The 15,902-nt window shown below is 41.4% G+C and carries 19 protein-coding genes and 1 pseudogene; 13 read left to right on the top strand and 7 right to left on the bottom strand.

All coding sequences use genetic code 11. The features are described 5' to 3' along the window. Nucleotides 1-12: 12 nt before the first annotated feature. The 3 genes from LZG74_RS11330 to LZG74_RS11340 all read right to left on the bottom strand — a co-directional run bounded on the left by LZG74_RS11330 (nt 13) and on the right by LZG74_RS11340 (nt 2,762). Complete coding sequence (locus LZG74_RS11330; RefSeq protein ID WP_233796695.1) at nt 13-1,305, bottom strand: relaxase/mobilization nuclease domain-containing protein; 1,293 nt, start codon at nt 1,303-1,305, stop codon at nt 13-15. Further along, on the bottom strand, nt 1,290-1,682 hold the full coding sequence (locus LZG74_RS11335; RefSeq protein WP_233796696.1) for a plasmid mobilization protein: 393 nt from the start codon (nt 1,680-1,682) through the stop codon (nt 1,290-1,292). The genes LZG74_RS11330 and LZG74_RS11335 overlap by 16 nt, the downstream gene beginning before the upstream one ends. Nucleotides 1,683-1,874: 192 nt before the next feature. Then, on the bottom strand, nt 1,875-2,762 hold the full coding sequence (locus LZG74_RS11340) for a toprim domain-containing protein (protein WP_233796697.1): 888 nt from the start codon (nt 2,760-2,762) through the stop codon (nt 1,875-1,877). Nucleotides 2,763-2,892: 130 nt separating this feature from the next. Between LZG74_RS11340 and LZG74_RS11345 the strand changes: the two genes are divergently transcribed. The 12 genes from LZG74_RS11345 to LZG74_RS11400 all read left to right on the top strand — a co-directional run bounded on the left by LZG74_RS11345 (nt 2,893) and on the right by LZG74_RS11400 (nt 10,790). After that, nucleotides 2,893-3,171, top strand: coding sequence for a hypothetical protein (locus LZG74_RS11345; protein WP_233796698.1), 279 nt, complete (start codon nt 2,893-2,895; stop codon nt 3,169-3,171). 195 nt (nt 3,172-3,366) lie between these two features. Next, the gene (locus tag LZG74_RS11350) at nt 3,367-3,894 is read left to right on the top strand and encodes a hypothetical protein (protein ID WP_233796699.1); all 528 of its coding nucleotides are present in this window, start codon (nt 3,367-3,369) and stop codon (nt 3,892-3,894) included. A gap of 54 nt (nt 3,895-3,948) precedes the next feature. Continuing rightward, nucleotides 3,949-4,341 (top strand): hypothetical protein, encoded by a 393-nt coding sequence (locus LZG74_RS11355; protein ID WP_233796700.1) that lies wholly within the window; start codon nt 3,949-3,951, stop codon nt 4,339-4,341. A 360-nt stretch (nt 4,342-4,701) separates the two neighbouring features. Then, nucleotides 4,702-5,127 (top strand): nuclear transport factor 2 family protein, encoded by a 426-nt coding sequence (locus LZG74_RS11360; RefSeq protein WP_233796701.1) that lies wholly within the window; start codon nt 4,702-4,704, stop codon nt 5,125-5,127. A gap of 162 nt (nt 5,128-5,289) precedes the next feature. Continuing rightward, nucleotides 5,290-5,799 (top strand): VOC family protein, encoded by a 510-nt coding sequence (locus LZG74_RS11365; protein WP_233796702.1) that lies wholly within the window; start codon nt 5,290-5,292, stop codon nt 5,797-5,799. Nucleotide 5,800: 1 nt separating this feature from the next. Beyond that, the gene (locus tag LZG74_RS11370; protein WP_233796703.1) at nt 5,801-6,169 is read left to right on the top strand and encodes a VOC family protein; all 369 of its coding nucleotides are present in this window, start codon (nt 5,801-5,803) and stop codon (nt 6,167-6,169) included. A 47-nt stretch (nt 6,170-6,216) separates the two neighbouring features. Then, nucleotides 6,217-6,858 carry a DNA alkylation repair protein gene (locus tag LZG74_RS11375; RefSeq protein WP_233796704.1) on the top strand — a complete coding sequence of 214 codons (642 nt, stop codon included), beginning with the start codon at nt 6,217-6,219 and terminating at the stop codon, nt 6,856-6,858. Between the two features lie 60 nt (nt 6,859-6,918). After that, nucleotides 6,919-7,287, top strand: a complete 369-nt coding sequence (locus LZG74_RS11380) for a helix-turn-helix transcriptional regulator (RefSeq protein WP_233796705.1) — start codon at nt 6,919-6,921, stop codon at nt 7,285-7,287. Further along, complete coding sequence (locus tag LZG74_RS11385) at nt 7,271-7,774, top strand: SRPBCC domain-containing protein (RefSeq protein ID WP_233796706.1); 504 nt, start codon at nt 7,271-7,273, stop codon at nt 7,772-7,774. Before LZG74_RS11380 ends, LZG74_RS11385 begins: the two co-directional genes overlap by 17 nt. Continuing rightward, on the top strand, nt 7,771-8,388 hold the full coding sequence (locus tag LZG74_RS11390) for a dihydrofolate reductase family protein (protein WP_233796707.1): 618 nt from the start codon (nt 7,771-7,773) through the stop codon (nt 8,386-8,388). Before LZG74_RS11385 ends, LZG74_RS11390 begins: the two co-directional genes overlap by 4 nt. Nucleotides 8,389-8,711: 323 nt before the next feature. Further along, nucleotides 8,712-9,707, top strand: a complete 996-nt coding sequence (locus tag LZG74_RS11395) for a hypothetical protein (protein WP_233796708.1) — start codon at nt 8,712-8,714, stop codon at nt 9,705-9,707. Between the two features lie 228 nt (nt 9,708-9,935). Further along, the gene (locus tag LZG74_RS11400; protein WP_233796709.1) at nt 9,936-10,790 is read left to right on the top strand and encodes a hypothetical protein; all 855 of its coding nucleotides are present in this window, start codon (nt 9,936-9,938) and stop codon (nt 10,788-10,790) included. 72 nt (nt 10,791-10,862) lie between these two features. On the opposite strand, the gene LZG74_RS11405 is transcribed toward LZG74_RS11400, so the two are convergent. Then, nucleotides 10,863-11,123 (bottom strand): hypothetical protein, encoded by a 261-nt coding sequence (locus LZG74_RS11405; RefSeq protein ID WP_233796710.1) that lies wholly within the window; start codon nt 11,121-11,123, stop codon nt 10,863-10,865. Between the two features lie 179 nt (nt 11,124-11,302). On the opposite strand from LZG74_RS11405, the pseudogene LZG74_RS11410 reads away from it, so the two are divergent. Then, nucleotides 11,303-11,729: pseudogene (locus tag LZG74_RS11410) on the top strand (helix-turn-helix domain-containing protein). A gap of 3 nt (nt 11,730-11,732) precedes the next feature. Here the strand turns inward: LZG74_RS11410 and LZG74_RS11415 are convergent. Genes LZG74_RS11415 through LZG74_RS11425 form a run of 3 tightly spaced genes read right to left on the bottom strand, consistent with a single transcriptional unit; the run spans nt 11,733 to nt 15,842 of the window. Then, nucleotides 11,733-12,812, bottom strand: coding sequence for a hypothetical protein (locus LZG74_RS11415; RefSeq protein ID WP_233796711.1), 1,080 nt, complete (start codon nt 12,810-12,812; stop codon nt 11,733-11,735). 56 nt (nt 12,813-12,868) lie between these two features. Beyond that, on the bottom strand, nt 12,869-14,452 hold the full coding sequence (locus LZG74_RS11420; protein ID WP_233796712.1) for a hypothetical protein: 1,584 nt from the start codon (nt 14,450-14,452) through the stop codon (nt 12,869-12,871). Nucleotide 14,453: 1 nt separating this feature from the next. Then, nucleotides 14,454-15,842: a DUF4365 domain-containing protein gene (locus tag LZG74_RS11425; protein WP_233796713.1), complete on the bottom strand. Its 1,389-nt coding sequence runs from the start codon at nt 15,840-15,842 to the stop codon at nt 14,454-14,456. Nucleotides 15,843-15,902 lie beyond the last annotated feature (60 nt).

Below are 15,902 nucleotides of genomic sequence, written 5' to 3' on the forward strand. Positions count from 1 at the left end.
AATGTTGTTGATTTATAATGATTGAGAGAACCCTTTTTTCTTTCTTCGCTTGCCTGCTCCAAGCGCGGACGGAGTAAAACCATCTTGCTTTACCGGATCAAAAAGTGCGTCGGCCCCATCGGAAATTTTGTTTTCTTTGAACTGACCAGAAGCCTGTTGAGTATAAGTCTGCTCGCCTACCAAAACATCGATATTGTTGGACGATTGGCCCCGTCTTACATCATTAGCAATGAAGTTTCGGGGTTGTTGTGTAAGTGGAACGCAACGCTCCTGAATGGCTTTTGCGCTGTAATTCTTTCCAAGCGTACTGCCATTGAAAACTGACTTCGATCGATGGTCGACATAAGTAATGCCATAGATGAGCCCGGCATCGTTCTTTCTTAATACAGTGTCGATGCCATCTCGTTTGAGATTATTAATCAGGCGATCTAGCGTTACATTTTGCTTGCCATACAGCGTGAAATCTATGGCATTTTTTACCCTTAACTTGTCAGTCTGCCGCAATTGCTCATTTGTCTCAAACTTTGCTTGCAAGTATTTCAGCGTCGGTTTTTGATGAAAGTCACTCGCTTTAATTGGCACCCCAACGCGCCCGCCTTTGTCGTTTAGTAACCTGTAATGAAGCCCCCCTTTCTTGAAGGTTCTGGAATCCTCACTTCCTCGATCTGCTACCACATTGTACTGGTTCAGGACTGCGTTCAACTCTGGGATCGATGTAAATTTGTACTTATCGATTACGCCCGAAAGGACGTTAGAAATCGCCCGCTTGGTCTCGACTTTGCCATAGTTGGCGCTGACCATCGCTGGTTTTAAATTCTGGATCTGCTGCTGTTTTCTTCCGTCAGCCTTTACCAGATAAAACTCTTTTTCAATTTCTTTTCGAGCCCTTTCCGACTGATTGCGACCGATGTTCTGGGTCTCAATACGTTTGCCATTTGCATCTATTTTTACGCTCACGATATGAATATGTGGGTGGCCGCTATCCTGATGCTGGTACACCAGATACGGCTGATCTCCAAAGCCAATTTTATCCATATAGGCTTGGGAAATTTCTCCTAATAGTGCTTTTGAATGGTGCTCAGAAGGGTCAAAATTTAAAGAGATGTGGACGCTATTTCGGACAACATTCGTGTTCAAGGCGGCCAGTTTCAGAAGCATATTTAACCGCTCCTGCTCATTCAGATTTGCCACATCATCAGGGTAATTTCCTGCCATGATGCACTCGGCTACACCCTCCTTCAACTTGTTTTCGTTGTAGTAAAAAGTGCTTCGAATAGAAGCCCCGGTGTTTATGATCGCAACCATATCTTAGAAGCTTTACTGATGTAAATATTGATCTCTTTCACCAGCTCGATAAACTGATTTTTGTCATGCTCGTAGGCATCCAACCAACTACGAAAGTCGGCGATTTGGGACAAGGCATGTAGCCGTTTGACGGCTTGATTTAGATTATTACCGGCAGCTGTTAGCTCACGTCTGAGGCGGGTCAACTCAACCATCGTTTCATCAAATGACTGGTTTCGATGGTTGATCACGACGGGCTCAGAAAGCAGGATCTTCCTTGCGTACTCACTCGTCTTTCGGCATGTTGTCCCTTGCACTTTCCGAAGAAGCTGCTGAAACTCCTCAGGGGTTAAACGGACATGCAGCCACTTAGTTCGGTTGTGTTTGTCTTCATTCATCACGTTATCATTTTCACATTTCGACATTCATTTTTCGGTCAATCCCGCCAACGACTCCGGAGTGCCCGGCGGGCCAGATCCTTAGGTTGTGATACAACCTGACATCTGGCCGATTGCGGGTAAGAGGCAATCCCCCCAGATTTTTTGTAGTCTGGAGCCTCAAAAATTGATTGCTCTGATTAGTCACCTATTTCACCTGGCCGCTCCACTGGCAAACCATTCGTTGAGATCCTTGTAACCACCATACATTCCGCTGGCATCATTGTATTTTTCACTGATGTCCTTTGCTGTCGAAGTGCACCTAATACCCGCAGCATCCCGATCGAAATATAGGTCAATGTGGTAGTGGCTTTCCAGAAAAGGTCGTGCGCGATCGAAGAGAGAGATGGAGTTCAGGATGACGTAATTCTCGGGTTGCTCGGCCATCTTTCTCATTAAGGTTTTGTAGGACAGAAAATCGAACATGCCCTCAAACACCGAGACTGTCGGAGCACCGACATTGATTGTAGTAATATCCTTCGGACTGCTTGCCAACTTCGAGTAAGAATTCCGTAGCTCATAACCACCAGAATTATTGAGCAAGCCAATTGCAAAATACCTTCGGTACCCGATCTGGTAGTTAACCTGTCGACAGTATTGCCTGGCGATATCGTATGAAACAGATCTTGAAACTATGTAGTCCAACAGTGTTTTACTTGTCAGCGGCCCGGTATACAAAATTTGTATGGGACAATTCACAGCGGCCTTCTCTGTTGAAGGTAAAAGAATCTTAAGCTTGTGAAAGGACCAGTAATCGGAGAAAATCTTGATTACTTCCCCAACAGAGCATTGGTAAAAAATGGTGGCGAAGTCAATTAAATTCCCTCCAAGACTGATTCCGTGATCATACCAACGATTAAGTCTCCTGTTGACTTTAAACGATGCAGTCCGTTCATCCCGCAAGGGGGACAAATACCAGTGATCTGCACTATGCACTTTGACTGGCTCAAATCCTAATTCTGACAGATAACCAATAAGGTCTAATTCTCTAATTTCTGCCAACGTTAACAGCCCGCGGCTTCCCCTCTCTCTTTCGCTCATTTTGCTTTCTGTTTTGGTTCGTGGAGCGAAATTAAAGAACACGAATGTCAGCTACCTATCCTGGGTAAATTCTCCTTAGGATCGTTTCAGGGTCAATTATTATTTTTGTACCGTACTAAAAACAAAAAACATGATGAACGCGAAAGAGCTGGCAAGTGTGTATGATACCATCATGAGTATCCCCGGAATGAACGATCAAATCAAGATCGATTTGAAGATTAGCAGGCGGAATGTTTTGTTGCTGACCCAGGCAGTCAGAAGAGCGTTAAGTATTGCTGGTGACGAAAGCAATCCCGACTTGATAGACATAGCCTCTAATGAGTCGAAGGACGAATTGCTTGCGTTGTCAGCAGATTGTCTGCAAAAGTCCGGTCTGGTGGATTTGAACGACCGCCTCGCAAAGTTGTAAGAAATTTTGGGTCGTAATGGCTACTCAGTCAGTGGGTAACATCTTGAACCAAAATTTAGTCTGCATAATTTCTTACACCGACTTGAATTTGAGACGCCATTTAGATATTTTTGAGATCATAAGATTGATGCTCAAAATATCTCAACTGTTCACTCATCAACAAACTGACCTTTCGCCATGACTACCAAATTCCCAATGACTACGCGAGAACTTTATCACAGCGTGGGACTTTCAACTTCTGACATAACTAAGATTGACGATCCAACATTTGTATGGGTTATTGCCGCGTTCGCTAAAAGGGCAGACGAACCAGCGGCTGCATTTTCTGATTTCGGTTGTGCTCTGAATTTGGTAAAACGCGTGAATGCATTTGTAGAGGGTGGTGTTGGGCTCAGGCCGGTTTTGAAATCCACAAATAAACTCAAAACGGACCGGTACAAACGATTAGTCGATGTTGGCTTAACACCGTACATGGTTAGCTTTGACAATAATCGAAACGGCATTGAATTGATAGATGATCTTTGCGATGATCTTGATGAATTAAGTGTCGATAAGTTGATGCGTAATCTGAATAGGATTGGCGAGACAGTGCCAGTTGATCCCGGCGATAATCTTCACGGAACATTTTGGGCACCAAATGGACACCTTGCAATCAAAAAGGCCAAAGTATTTAAAGCAGTATTAGATTCTTTAAAAGACAAACGACTAGTCGACCTCGTTTAAGACCGGGAATACCCATAGTGACTAAGTTGTAATCTCTAAATTCTAAATCTCATTATGAGCGCAGACATAAAACTGAACATTACACCGTTCCTGGTAGTCACCGATGCTTCGGGCGCATCCGCTTTCTACGAAGCGGCTTTTGATGCAACTATATTGGAAAAATATACCAATGATGGTAGAACAAATGCGAAAATTGGAATAGGAAATGCAGACTTCTGGATTGGGGATGAAGAGCCGGAATTTAACAATCTTAGTCCCACAACAATAGGAGGATCGCCAGTTCGCATGATTTTGATAACGTCGGATCCGGACACAATATTCGTCAATGCATTGAAGGCCGGAGCTACCCAAATTTGTCCGGTGACTGTTGAAGAAGATTGGAAGATAGGGAAGCTCAAAGATCCGTTTGGGCACATTTGGGAAATTGGGTATCCGTTACAAGAATGAGAATTGAGAAATTACTAACCTGGATTACTCCGCTGATGCTGGGAGCATTGTTGGGTCTTTACGAAATTCTGCATGGCTTGTTTTATGTACTTTATGGAACACCGGACCAGAAGCGAGACTATCCACTCGAAATTGTTCTTGGACTGCTAATCATGGCTGTCTGCTTAGGAGGCCATTGGCTAATTAGACGGATTTCGCATTCGAATACGCGCACAATCTGGGTCACTGAATCAATACTTGTAGCCTTAATCATTTACGGTTTTTATAGATCTTAGGAAATCAAACTATATAATTGCTGGCATAAAGGCATAGAGTTTTAATGACTTTTTTAAATTTATTTATGCTCTTAAAATCCAGATTATGTCCAGCGAAGAACAAATTGAACATCTGATTCGCCGACAGGAGGAGGCAGTCCAACGAAAAGATATTGATGCCGCAATGGTCAATTATGCGAATGAGGTAGTTTCATTCGATGTGGTTGAGACTTTGCAAAAGGTTGGCTTGGCATCATGCCGGAAGCGTCTGGAAAATTGGCTTTCTCAATTTCCCGATGCATTTTCATACGAAATTGAGCGACTTTCAATCTCTGCTAGTGAAGATCTTGGCTTTTGTCACTCGTTTAACCACGTAATAGGACAGCTGGAAAACGGTGACGAAATTGATATGCGCTGGCGTGCCACCATTTGCTTGAAGAAAGAAAATGGAAAATGGTCGATTATCCATGAACATAGTTCGGTACCGTTTGATCCGAAAACTGGAAAGGCATTAATAAAGTTAGATGAATAATTGGCTAACATTTAGTCGTCATTTAAATATTGAATAAACAGTTTATAATTCAAGCATTTACAACAACGTCCCGATCTACCCTCGCTGTTGTCTTAAATCCCCCACAATTGTCAATGCCGCAATTGATAGTTTTGTAAACCATCAATCCAGGAATGTACTTATATGGACGGCATTGACGATATTATCTCAAAACTTGAATTTGTCCAGATTTGCTGGGTAGTGAAAGATATTCATGCGGCTGCGGATTTCTTTTCTAAAAGCCTTGGCATCCCCACATTTCCTGCACCTGAGCTAGTTCGTGCGCAGGACCTAGGCATGACTTACCGAGGCGAAGTGGTGGCCGCAGAATGGCTCACTACGCAGGCATACAATGGTCTTAATTTCGTAGAACTCGTGCAGCCTCTTTCCGGGCAAAGCATGTTTCATGATTATTTAGATCAATATCCAGCCGGGGGAGCACAGCATTTTGCATACAGGCTTTCGGTCAGCGATTTCGAAGAGGTCGTCGGAAAATTTCAGGCAAAAGGATATGAAATCATCAGTGAAGTGGATCATCCTATTGCGAGAATGGCGTTTTTTGATACATATAAGATTATTGGCGCTGTAACTGAGATTATGGGAATTACCCCAGAAGGATGGAATGCGGTTGAACAAATGAAAAACAGTAATTGAAATGGATATCAAATTCGAAGGCGGCATCAACATTGCTGTAAAAATTCCGAAAGCTAAATACGAAGCGACAGTTCATTTCTATCGCGACATTCTCAAACTCAACGTGGAAGAAAAGCCGATCACAAATCCGACAGTTTCGCGAACACACCAGGTTCACTTCGGTAGCAACGTCATGTGGCTGGATTGCGTCGATAATTACACACATTCCGAAACCTGGTTGGAGCTCAATGTGGAGAATGTCCCGGCGGCAACTGAATACCTGAAATCCCATGGTATTTCGACCTGTGACGAACTAGAAGAACTTCCCGACAATATGCATTGGATCACCGATCCCGCAGGCTCAGTCTATATTGTCAAGAACAGAGAGTAATCCATTGAAACTGCATGATATTAGGGACCGGTAATCAGAACATAGCAATGAAACTTTCTTCAAAAGCGGACAACATCCTGGAACAAATCAATGGTAATACCAAGCTGGGAGACTTACGGAAAATTGCCAAGGATATTAAGAAAGATCATGAACTGGCTCTTGAACTATGGTCGACCGGGAGATTTTTCCCCAGGCAACTGGCCATTTTAATTATGGACAATAAGCGCATTTCAAAAGAGCTGATCAATGAACTTGATCGTGATATGCAAACCCATCCATCTATCGAGAGGAATCAATTGATAGACTGGTTAATGGCCAATCAACTTCTCAAAGACAAGAACATCGCTGCTTTAATTGAATCATGGGAAAATCGCCCGTCTGCGCTTCAAAGAAGAGTATTCTGGTATCATCAGGCGCGTTTGAGATGGATGGGACAAATGCCACCTAATAACACGGCGGAATTGCTGGCCAAAATAGAAACGAACATTGCCAAAGAAGAACCGGAAGTGCAATGGGCGATGAATTTCACTGCTGGCTGGATAGGCATCTTTGAAAAACAATATCGGGATCGCTGTATTGCTATCGGCGAGAACACCGGTCTTTATAAAGGAGAAATGGTCTCAAAAGGCTGTACTCCGGATTACCTGCCAGAGTTCATAGCGATTGAAAGCAAAAAACGGAATTTATAACTCGCTGGCAAACACCGTCAGATAAATTATTAACGCCACAATTTGCACAACCATCTGGTTGTGCTTAAATTAGCAACCAAATGGTTGTATATGGTAGAAAGAAGGGATGTTTTTCAGGCTATTGCCGACCCTACGCGCCGAATGATCATTCAGCGGTTATCGGGTGGGGTATTAAATATTGGTCAGATTGTTGAAGACTTTGGCATTACCCGCCAGGGCATTGCCAAACACCTGAAAGTGCTGCATGAATGCGGTATGGTCACGCTTACTCAGAGAGGGCGCGAGCAAATGTGTGAGGCGCGGCTGGATCAGTTGGATGAAGTGGCCGACTGGGTGAATGAGTCTCGCAAACTCTGGAATCAGCGATTCGAAAAATTGGACAAATTTTTAGCAGATACAAAAGACAGCAAAAATGAAACCACAGGATAAGGAACTCTTAATTACACGCATATTCCATGCGCCCATTGATAGGGTTTTTGACGCATGGACCGACCCTAAAAACCTTAAAGTCTGGTATGCGCCCGATGGCTGCACGATCGACTTTAAGTATATCGAGGTCGAGGAAGGTGGACGCTTTCATTACCGCATCGATCATCCTAACCACGGCAGTGGATGGGTTGTCGGCAAATACCTGGAAATACTGCGCCCGGAGAAATTAGTATATACTATTAGTCTTTCAAACGAAAACGGCGACGTACTACAACCAGACGATTTAAAATCGGCAGGTTGGCCGGGCGAGATATTGATCAAAGTGACATTTGAATCTCTCGGTAACCAGACAAAGGCAGTGATCTACGAAGCCGTATCAGAGGAGAAAGCCAGGAAAACCGGGGCGTATCGCGGCTGGATGGAGATGTTTGACAAACTGGAACTTCAATTACAAAGCATCCCAAACCATAATTCAGCATCAGCATGAGCAAAATAATATTTGACAGCGGGATTTCTCTAGACGGCTATTTCGCCGGTGACAACAGAAGTCCGCAAAACCCGATGGGCGGCGCTTCGGGCAAACTTCATCAATGGATGTTCAAACAAAAGGCATTTTGGAAACACATCAAAATGGAAGGCGGCCAGGAGGATGGCACAGATGGGACATTGATCGACGATGTGTTTGCCCGGACAGGCTCATACATTATGGGAAAGCGGATGTTCGAGGAAGGCGAAGTGGCCTGGGCGGAAGACCTGTACGAAGCCGACGTATATGTGCTTACGCACGAAACGCGCGAGCCCTGGATTCAAAAAGGAACTACAACCTTCTACTTTATAAATGACGGCCTGCATAGTGCGCTTGAAAAAGCACGGGAGTCGGCAAAGGGGAAGGATATCAGGATACAAGGAGGCGCGAACACGATTCAACAATTTCTCAACGCTGGCTTAATCGACGAATTTTTCATTCACATTGCGCCGGTCTTTCTGAGAGGAGGCATCCGGCTATTCGATGGTATCGAAGACATTTATGATATTCAGATCATGGAAGTGATACCGTCCGAGCTCACCACGCATTTGAGGTACAAGCTGACGAAGAAATGAGATATTGAACAAGCAATCAGCATTTTGCTGGTTGCTTATTTTCTTTGGACTGACCGTTTAATCAATTCCCGCACACGAGAAGTTAGATCGGTTACATCGGATACTTATCCCGAAAGTACACCCAAATCAACCTCCGATGCTTGAAACTCCTCCTCCAACAGTTACGACAGTGATTTGTACGCAACTTCTTGCGGCCCAGCTTCACAAACAACCAAGCTCTTTGGATGATTGTTGACATTCAGAATAACTGCCTCATGGGATATGGGGCTGCTGATTAAACTAGTTTCAATAAGTTGTATATCCATGATAACCATAAATCACAAATGAGCGAATACAAGAAACACGTGGATTCTTTGCCCGATAAGGTTGATAAAACTTCAATCTATGACTATGAGAATGATACGCTTTCGAAAGTTTTCGAAGGTTTTTTTAATTTCTGTTCAACTAATATAAAAACAGAGTGGCCAAAATTTGATGTTGCTAGATGTGGATTTTTCTATCGAGATCAGGCTGTTAATAATGCAATGGCAGTCAAGTCAGGAACAGACATCTGGATTGAAGTCAACAATCATCTTCTTGAAAGTTTGTACAAAAAGTTCAACGTTGAAAAAAAAGCAGTCATAGAATCGTTACCGGAAGCTGCTCTATTGAAAAATGTTGTTCCCGATGACAATCTTCCATATTTGATGTTTCAGAGCACTACGATGTTCCTGTACTATCACGAACTAGGACATATTCTTCAGTATGATAAGACAGACATTAATCAGAGACTCTCTGAGAACGCGGCAGCCGGAACTGCGGCGCAATTTAGCCTGGAACGTCATGCACGAGAAATGGATAGTGATGAGTTTGCTGCCAATTTCTTATACGAGCAAATCAAACACTATTTTAATATTTTGAATGAGGAAACTAAATCAAGGGAAATCCTCATGGCCTTGATAACAACTGGGATTGCGGCCATTTTCGTCTTATTTGAAATGTTGTCGCGCGGTTTCAACTTACCAATTTATTTCGAGGAACGGACTCACCCAAATACTCTGATCAGAGTGATCGGCATATCGGGGATCATTCTAAGTAAGGCGACTGCGGATTTTGGAGAAAAATATGCCGTGACGCAGCCTGAAGTAATCAAACGTTCTTTCGAGATCGTCTTTAATCTCCTTGAATTTGAAGCGTCAATCGGTAATTTCTTTGAAGCTATAAAAAACGAGCGAGTCAACATTGTGGCTTATAGTAGTAAGGTCATGCAACTTCGTAATAGTCTCACATGGATGGCTGGCGTTAAACTGGCAGCCTTAAATTCAAACTCTTCCAATTGATAAGTTGCCAAAAATGGATTGACGTGTTAACATTAAAACAAGGGCTGAGTCATCGCAGCCGTAATTGATTAAAAAGTCTAACTGAAGGTTGAGCACAGTAATTCACGTAAGATGAGGATTTGTTTGTCGTTCTGAATGAACTTAGAGGTTTTATGAGCTGCTTGATTGATTAGAAATTAACAATGATCTTTGATATTTCCCTGTGTTTCCACAATATACTAGACCTTTATGACAAGGTTAAACTTTAAATACTCCATAACTGGTATTTTTCAAGGAACCAAGCGTAAACGAACAGTAATAGAAATTGGCCCAAACCCCGAGTTCTGTTGTGAGAAGCTAAAAGCCATCGGCTACATAGAACCCTTTGAGGTATCCGAACCCTTGTTTGAACCTCCATCTGAGGCGCAATTAAACTATGCTAGAAAACTTGAAATTAAAATTCCAGAACATGCTAGTGCATACGACATGTCAGCCTTACTTTCTCGCAAAGAGGATGAAGATCGCTCTCCAAGCCCTGCTATGTTGGACTATGCTTTTGAGGAAGGTCTTTATTTTTCGAAATACATCGGCCAAAAATCACTATACAATGTCATCTTTCACCAATTACCTTTACACCAGAAAGCTTACTTCTTTGCATTCTGTGTATATGCGTTTCATGCAAACGATAGGAATAGCAATCCTGGAAATCACAGTAAAAAACCTTACTTTGAAGAATTCGCGTCCCAACAGATTACAAATGAATCCTTTGTCCGATCTCTTAACAAACATAGTGGCAGTGAACTTATTGTCTTCGGAGAGTTTCGCGAGTCTGATGGCGTGTCGGTCTTAGGAGCAAGCAAAAATACCATTGCCTACCAGAATGCGTTGAAATTCTTGAAAGAAAAAGGGTTAGTTCGGACATCGCCAATATTAGAGAAAAAAATAATTTCAAATCCCGCTACGCCTAAAACAGCAATGAGGGTAACACAAATTACAAGTCCAAAGCCAGCCCGACCTAAACAGAACAATCAACATCAGCCTACGGGATGCATTATAATTGGTGCGCTAATCCTGACAATTATTTTTTGGATCATTCTTTTCTAACCAGAAGTGTTTGCAAACTTAGAATGCAATTGCCTATTAAATCATCCGGAACTGATCGCCATAATTTCGCTATCACGATTTCATCTTCCCAACATCCTGAAAGAAAAACACAAGTTGTTTGAAAGAAACAAACCTGTTGTGACCCCGTGGATCATACCCGGCTTCCTGGCTGAAATGGGTGAAGCCAGTATACATATCCCAAAGGTCTTCGATCCAAGTCTCTGCGTCACTTTGGCTAAGCAGATCCTTAACTTTCCGGCCGTAGGCGCGATGGAGACGGTCAACCGACTCCGAGTCTTCGGAATCCTTGTCCGAGGGTGGTTGTGTGTCCATTTTGTAATGTCAAAAGTGTGGTACAAAGCTTGCATTTACGTTCTTTGCAAAACACTCATTCTTGCGGACAGTACGCAACACCATCAACGCGGTAACATACATTGCGATCCCGTAAGATATCCGAGCACTTCCCGGGAGATTTATTTAAATTGCTTTTTTTAACCAAACACCCTTTCCACATGGCACATACTACCTCCAATCCGAAGATCCACGAAGGACGTAACTTGAAGAGATTCAGAGAACTTTTTAAAAATAAGCAGGACGCGCTGGCGTTTGAGCTCGGTGAAGATTGGAACCAGCAAAAAATTTCCCTTCTCGAACAAAAAGAGAAGATCGATTCCGATATTTTGGAGCAAGTTGCGGCCATCCTAAAAATCCCCGGCTGAGGCGATTAGGAAATTCAACGGGGATCAAGCAATTAATATCATTACGACTACTTTCAATGATCAGGCTGTTGGCAGCTCTGTGAATTACGGGACTATTCAGAAAGATCCAATTGACAAATTAATGCAGCTTCATGAAGAGAAGATTACATTGTATGAGCGGATGTTGAAGGAGAAGGATGAGATGATGGAGAAGTTGGAGCCGTTGATTGATATTAAATAAATCTTATTTGCTTTGGAAAGACTTAAAAATCTCAACTATCCTATGGGGAGATTCTTCTGTCTCACTTGGGACGTAACCCGTTTGTTGACTATTAAATATTGCTCGAGTAGCTTCAATCAGAACAGCATTTTTTGTCTGATCATCAGCAGACGGTGCATTTACAAATGCCTGAAATGACACTAATGCCGTCTCTCGATGTCTATTCAAGACTTCATTATGCTTACAGGATTTGTAGTTTTTCGAACATAAACTAAGGAAATACAGCAAGGTTGTGAGAATTAACAACTTGCTTATACTTATTTGAATCGTGTCATTCGTACTAAGATTAATTAATATTCGTTTGTGAACCAGATAAAAGTTCAGGATAGCAAACAGAGTTAGTAGAAGAAGAACAACTACGATTCCAATAAGCCACCATCTCGCCTGTTCTTTAAATTTTTTTGATTCAGCACTAAAAAGTCCAGCATAATTTCTTACTCCTTGAAAAGTGGGTAGCATACCAACCTCGTCCAAAGATGCCTTGACTCTAACAATTAGCTCGTCAATATCCTTAACCTTTCTTAGATATCCATCAATTTTCGAATTGTAATTGACCAAATTCTTTGTGACATTTTTCCCAATCAAGGATTCCAAAAAATGTATTAATCTTGGCACAGCGTCATTCAATTGCAATCGAATAGATTTTGCTGACTCTTGACTTAGTTGGTCTAAAAATTCTTTTTGAATTGAAGTGTGTCGAGATTTCCATTCATCTTTATTCAACTTTTCAACAATCGAATCTATGTTTGGAACAGAATTTCTGAATTGAACAGCAATAGAACCAAAATTAGTTACGATGTTTTCAATCTCCGCCCGCTCAGTGTTTGATAACTTCTCGCCCTTCCAATCGCTATCAATTATCGCACCCACAAGTTCGATCGAATATTCCATCAATTCTTTCAAATGAACGTCATCAAGAAATAATTGATTATTAAAGCGTTGCAGAAGTTCTTTGTGAAAGAGAAAGTTTGATGCTAAGCCACTCAACGCGTTCGGAGACTTTTCATAGCGAGATACTTTTGGATATTCTGATGAGTAATACATAATCCTGATGATTCGTCCTTGTGCTTAATCCACAATTATTATTGTGGTGAAACATATTACATATAAAAAAAGTATTTGTCAGGCAACACAGAGTCGTCGTCTGCATATTGAACGATTTCACCGACCTTCTGTGCAAAACGTAATGTGATGGGTAAACTATCAAAGAAATTACAATTATTAAAGTTCAGCTTTGTCAAGGCAAGAATTTCTTCACAGACACGTTTCAACGTAGATTCGCCCTCAAATATGGAGATCTCCAAAGGGTGCGGAATATGAAGGCCCGGATACGTCTCGTAGTAGGGAATATAGCCGGTCGTGTACAAAACACCTGTATATTGATCCAACGGAAGCATCGTTCCCCTTACAACAGGATATCGCCCCTCTCGACGTAGTAACTTTATGATTGAAGTCTTAATTGTTACAAGATCTATGGTAACATCATCTCCAAGCACTTTTCGTATACCATCTTTAAGACCCTCTACTTCTGCATATTCGGCATGCTGTGAAGAGCTCCAGAAATCTGTTGTTTTATGGATCACTACGCGATTAGGTAAGATATTGTTATTAAACCGCTTATATCTTTCAATTACAGATTTAATAAGATCCTCGGCATAATTGTAAGTCAAATGTGGCGCGGGGGTGTTGTGAAAATTAGAATCCCATTTAAATGATTTACCAATAAATACAATGCCTTTCCCTTCATAATTAAATGCCTGCGCAATACTTGACCTAACTAGGTTTGTATCGGCATTAAGTACTTTATGAAAGCTTATCCCAATAAAACATGTGTGCTTATCTTTTAGGGTCAGTGTCCATGGAGTACCGCCATTTTTGTAATAGTTTGCAACGACAAAATTCCATGCCTGCATAGAAAGATCTTGAAGAGACTTTTTCTTACCCAAAACAGTATCTTCCAAAATAATTTGCACAGGTATTGATCCTGGTAACGTAATAAGCTGAGCTTTTAGGTATCGACGCAAATTAAAGAAGGAATTCCCTTTGAAAGGGATAGACGACAAATCTTTAAATACCCTGGCTGGTATAACAATGAAGCATAAATTTGGTAAAGATAAGCTAGTAGTCAATAAGTCAATGTAGGCATCTTTGTATAAGTCGCATATTCTAACAATGCGATCAAAGTCCGTCAAATCATTATCAACTAAAATCGATTCAACTTTTGATTGCTTAATGGTTCGGTTATTTGTCTCATCGTTAACAAAACTACACCGAAAAACAGTTTCCGATGAAAACCCTGGAAAGTCTGGATTTAACCGCTTATTTTGCTCGTATTTTATTTGACCTTCTGTGCTAAAATCTTCAATTTCATCTTCAAAATCACCTCTAAATAGTAAGCCGTCTTCATCACTCTCATCAATAACCTCTCCATCAAATATCTTTGCCTCCGAACTCATTTTAATTTCTTTGGCAGTAGCCTCAACAAGATCGGAAAAACTCTCAATCCATTCCGTAGTCTTCTCTAAGCCAAAACTTGTTCCTATTAGCGCATAATGAAGTTCAGATCGATGTGTGTGCGAACTAGTGGAAAAGAAACCTCCAATTGTGATCCCTTGTTTTGGGTCTTCACTAAGCCGGTCGTTTCCAAATTCAAGCAGGGGTTCACTTAATAATTCAGGTTTCATATCAAAGAAATATGGCTAGTTGTTGTGAATTTTCGTTCACTGGTAGTCTAGTTTTTGCCGGTGATCGCACTGAATCCATTGCGATTCCAAATGGGACATCAAAATAAATCGGTCTACCAACGCTTATATCCGGATGCTGCAAATTCTTTCCATCGAAAATCATCCATTCTGTATTGTTTTTCGCAAAGTGATACCACCAAAAATGAAGTTCATCTAGAACTCCATCATTGTAAGTTCTTGAATTGATGTAATTTGTATATTTAGTTATCTTATCAGGCCTTATGGGAGTCCTTCGGTCTGAGGTAAAAAGGTATTTGTGATTTAGTACTAGGTAGAGCTTATTTTCAATAAAGACGATTTTGACATTGATTGCCCAGTGTCTAAAAAAGTGATCTTTTCCATACTCGTAATAGCCTACCACCTTTTTTTCGGTTTCCTTGGAGATTTTTCTAGTCTTGAAGGGTACTTTGTGCTCCTGCTGATCCTCTTTTAAGAAAAAGTAGTATCGCTTATAGTCTTTCTGCCACCACATGCCACGACGTCTCATGAAATCTGATATGTACGCGTTCATCAGCTCTACATAGTAATTCTTTAATGTAGATGAGCTAACAATATCGTTGAATCTATGCTCTTGGCAATTGCAGCCGTCTTCCGAAGCTTGATCAAAGAATTCTTTGAACCCCTTCCGAGCGTCAGTAAACGTGTAAATGAATGAATCTTTGATTATGAAATATGGTGCTATGCCGGGCTGAACTTCAGAAAAGAGAGCTTTCTTGTTTTTGAACCTACTAGGAAATGCATACATCCATCGAGGTTCTGATCTAAATGGCCATAGGTTTGAGTCAATAAATTCAGAGACAAAGTGATTAAGTCTCGGCTTGAATGACGACGCGAAACGATCCAGGAACTCATTACTTCCAATCGTGAGGAGATTGTTAAGTTTCGAAAATTGAATCGGTGCCGCTTTTTGTCTACCTTTTTTTGTGGACAGCGCTACATCAATATCAGTAATTTTTTTGCAATAAAGATATTCATTCCCTTTGCGCCCGTCAAAGATCACAAGAAGGACCTCATATCCAAAACGCCTATAATTCTTCCAGTATTCCAGGTCAGAATCAGAGGCGCTAAAACAAAAGGAGTCTTCAGTCTCTCGAATCATGTAGCTATTATCATGTTCTGTTGACTTGACCTGAACTTTTAGTATGCGTGAGGTTGGTCTAGTTTTTCCATCATCAGTCTTTTCTGTTAATTCAATCTCGCCATCAATACCAAAATCGTTTTTCGTTTCTTCCCTCCAGATAATATAAGGATTATGCCGATTACAATAATCCGCGAAGACGTTGACTCCTCGCTCCGCAATAATGTGTGACGCACGGACTGTTTTTGACATGATGCTTTAAATTTGCAAAATTGAAGATAACAAATTAAAAAGATATTTCAAAAAATGTAA

The organism is Dyadobacter sp. CY327, from assembly GCF_021390415.1.
GTDB classification, from domain to species: Bacteria; Bacteroidota; Bacteroidia; order Cytophagales; family Spirosomataceae; genus Dyadobacter; species Dyadobacter chenhuakuii.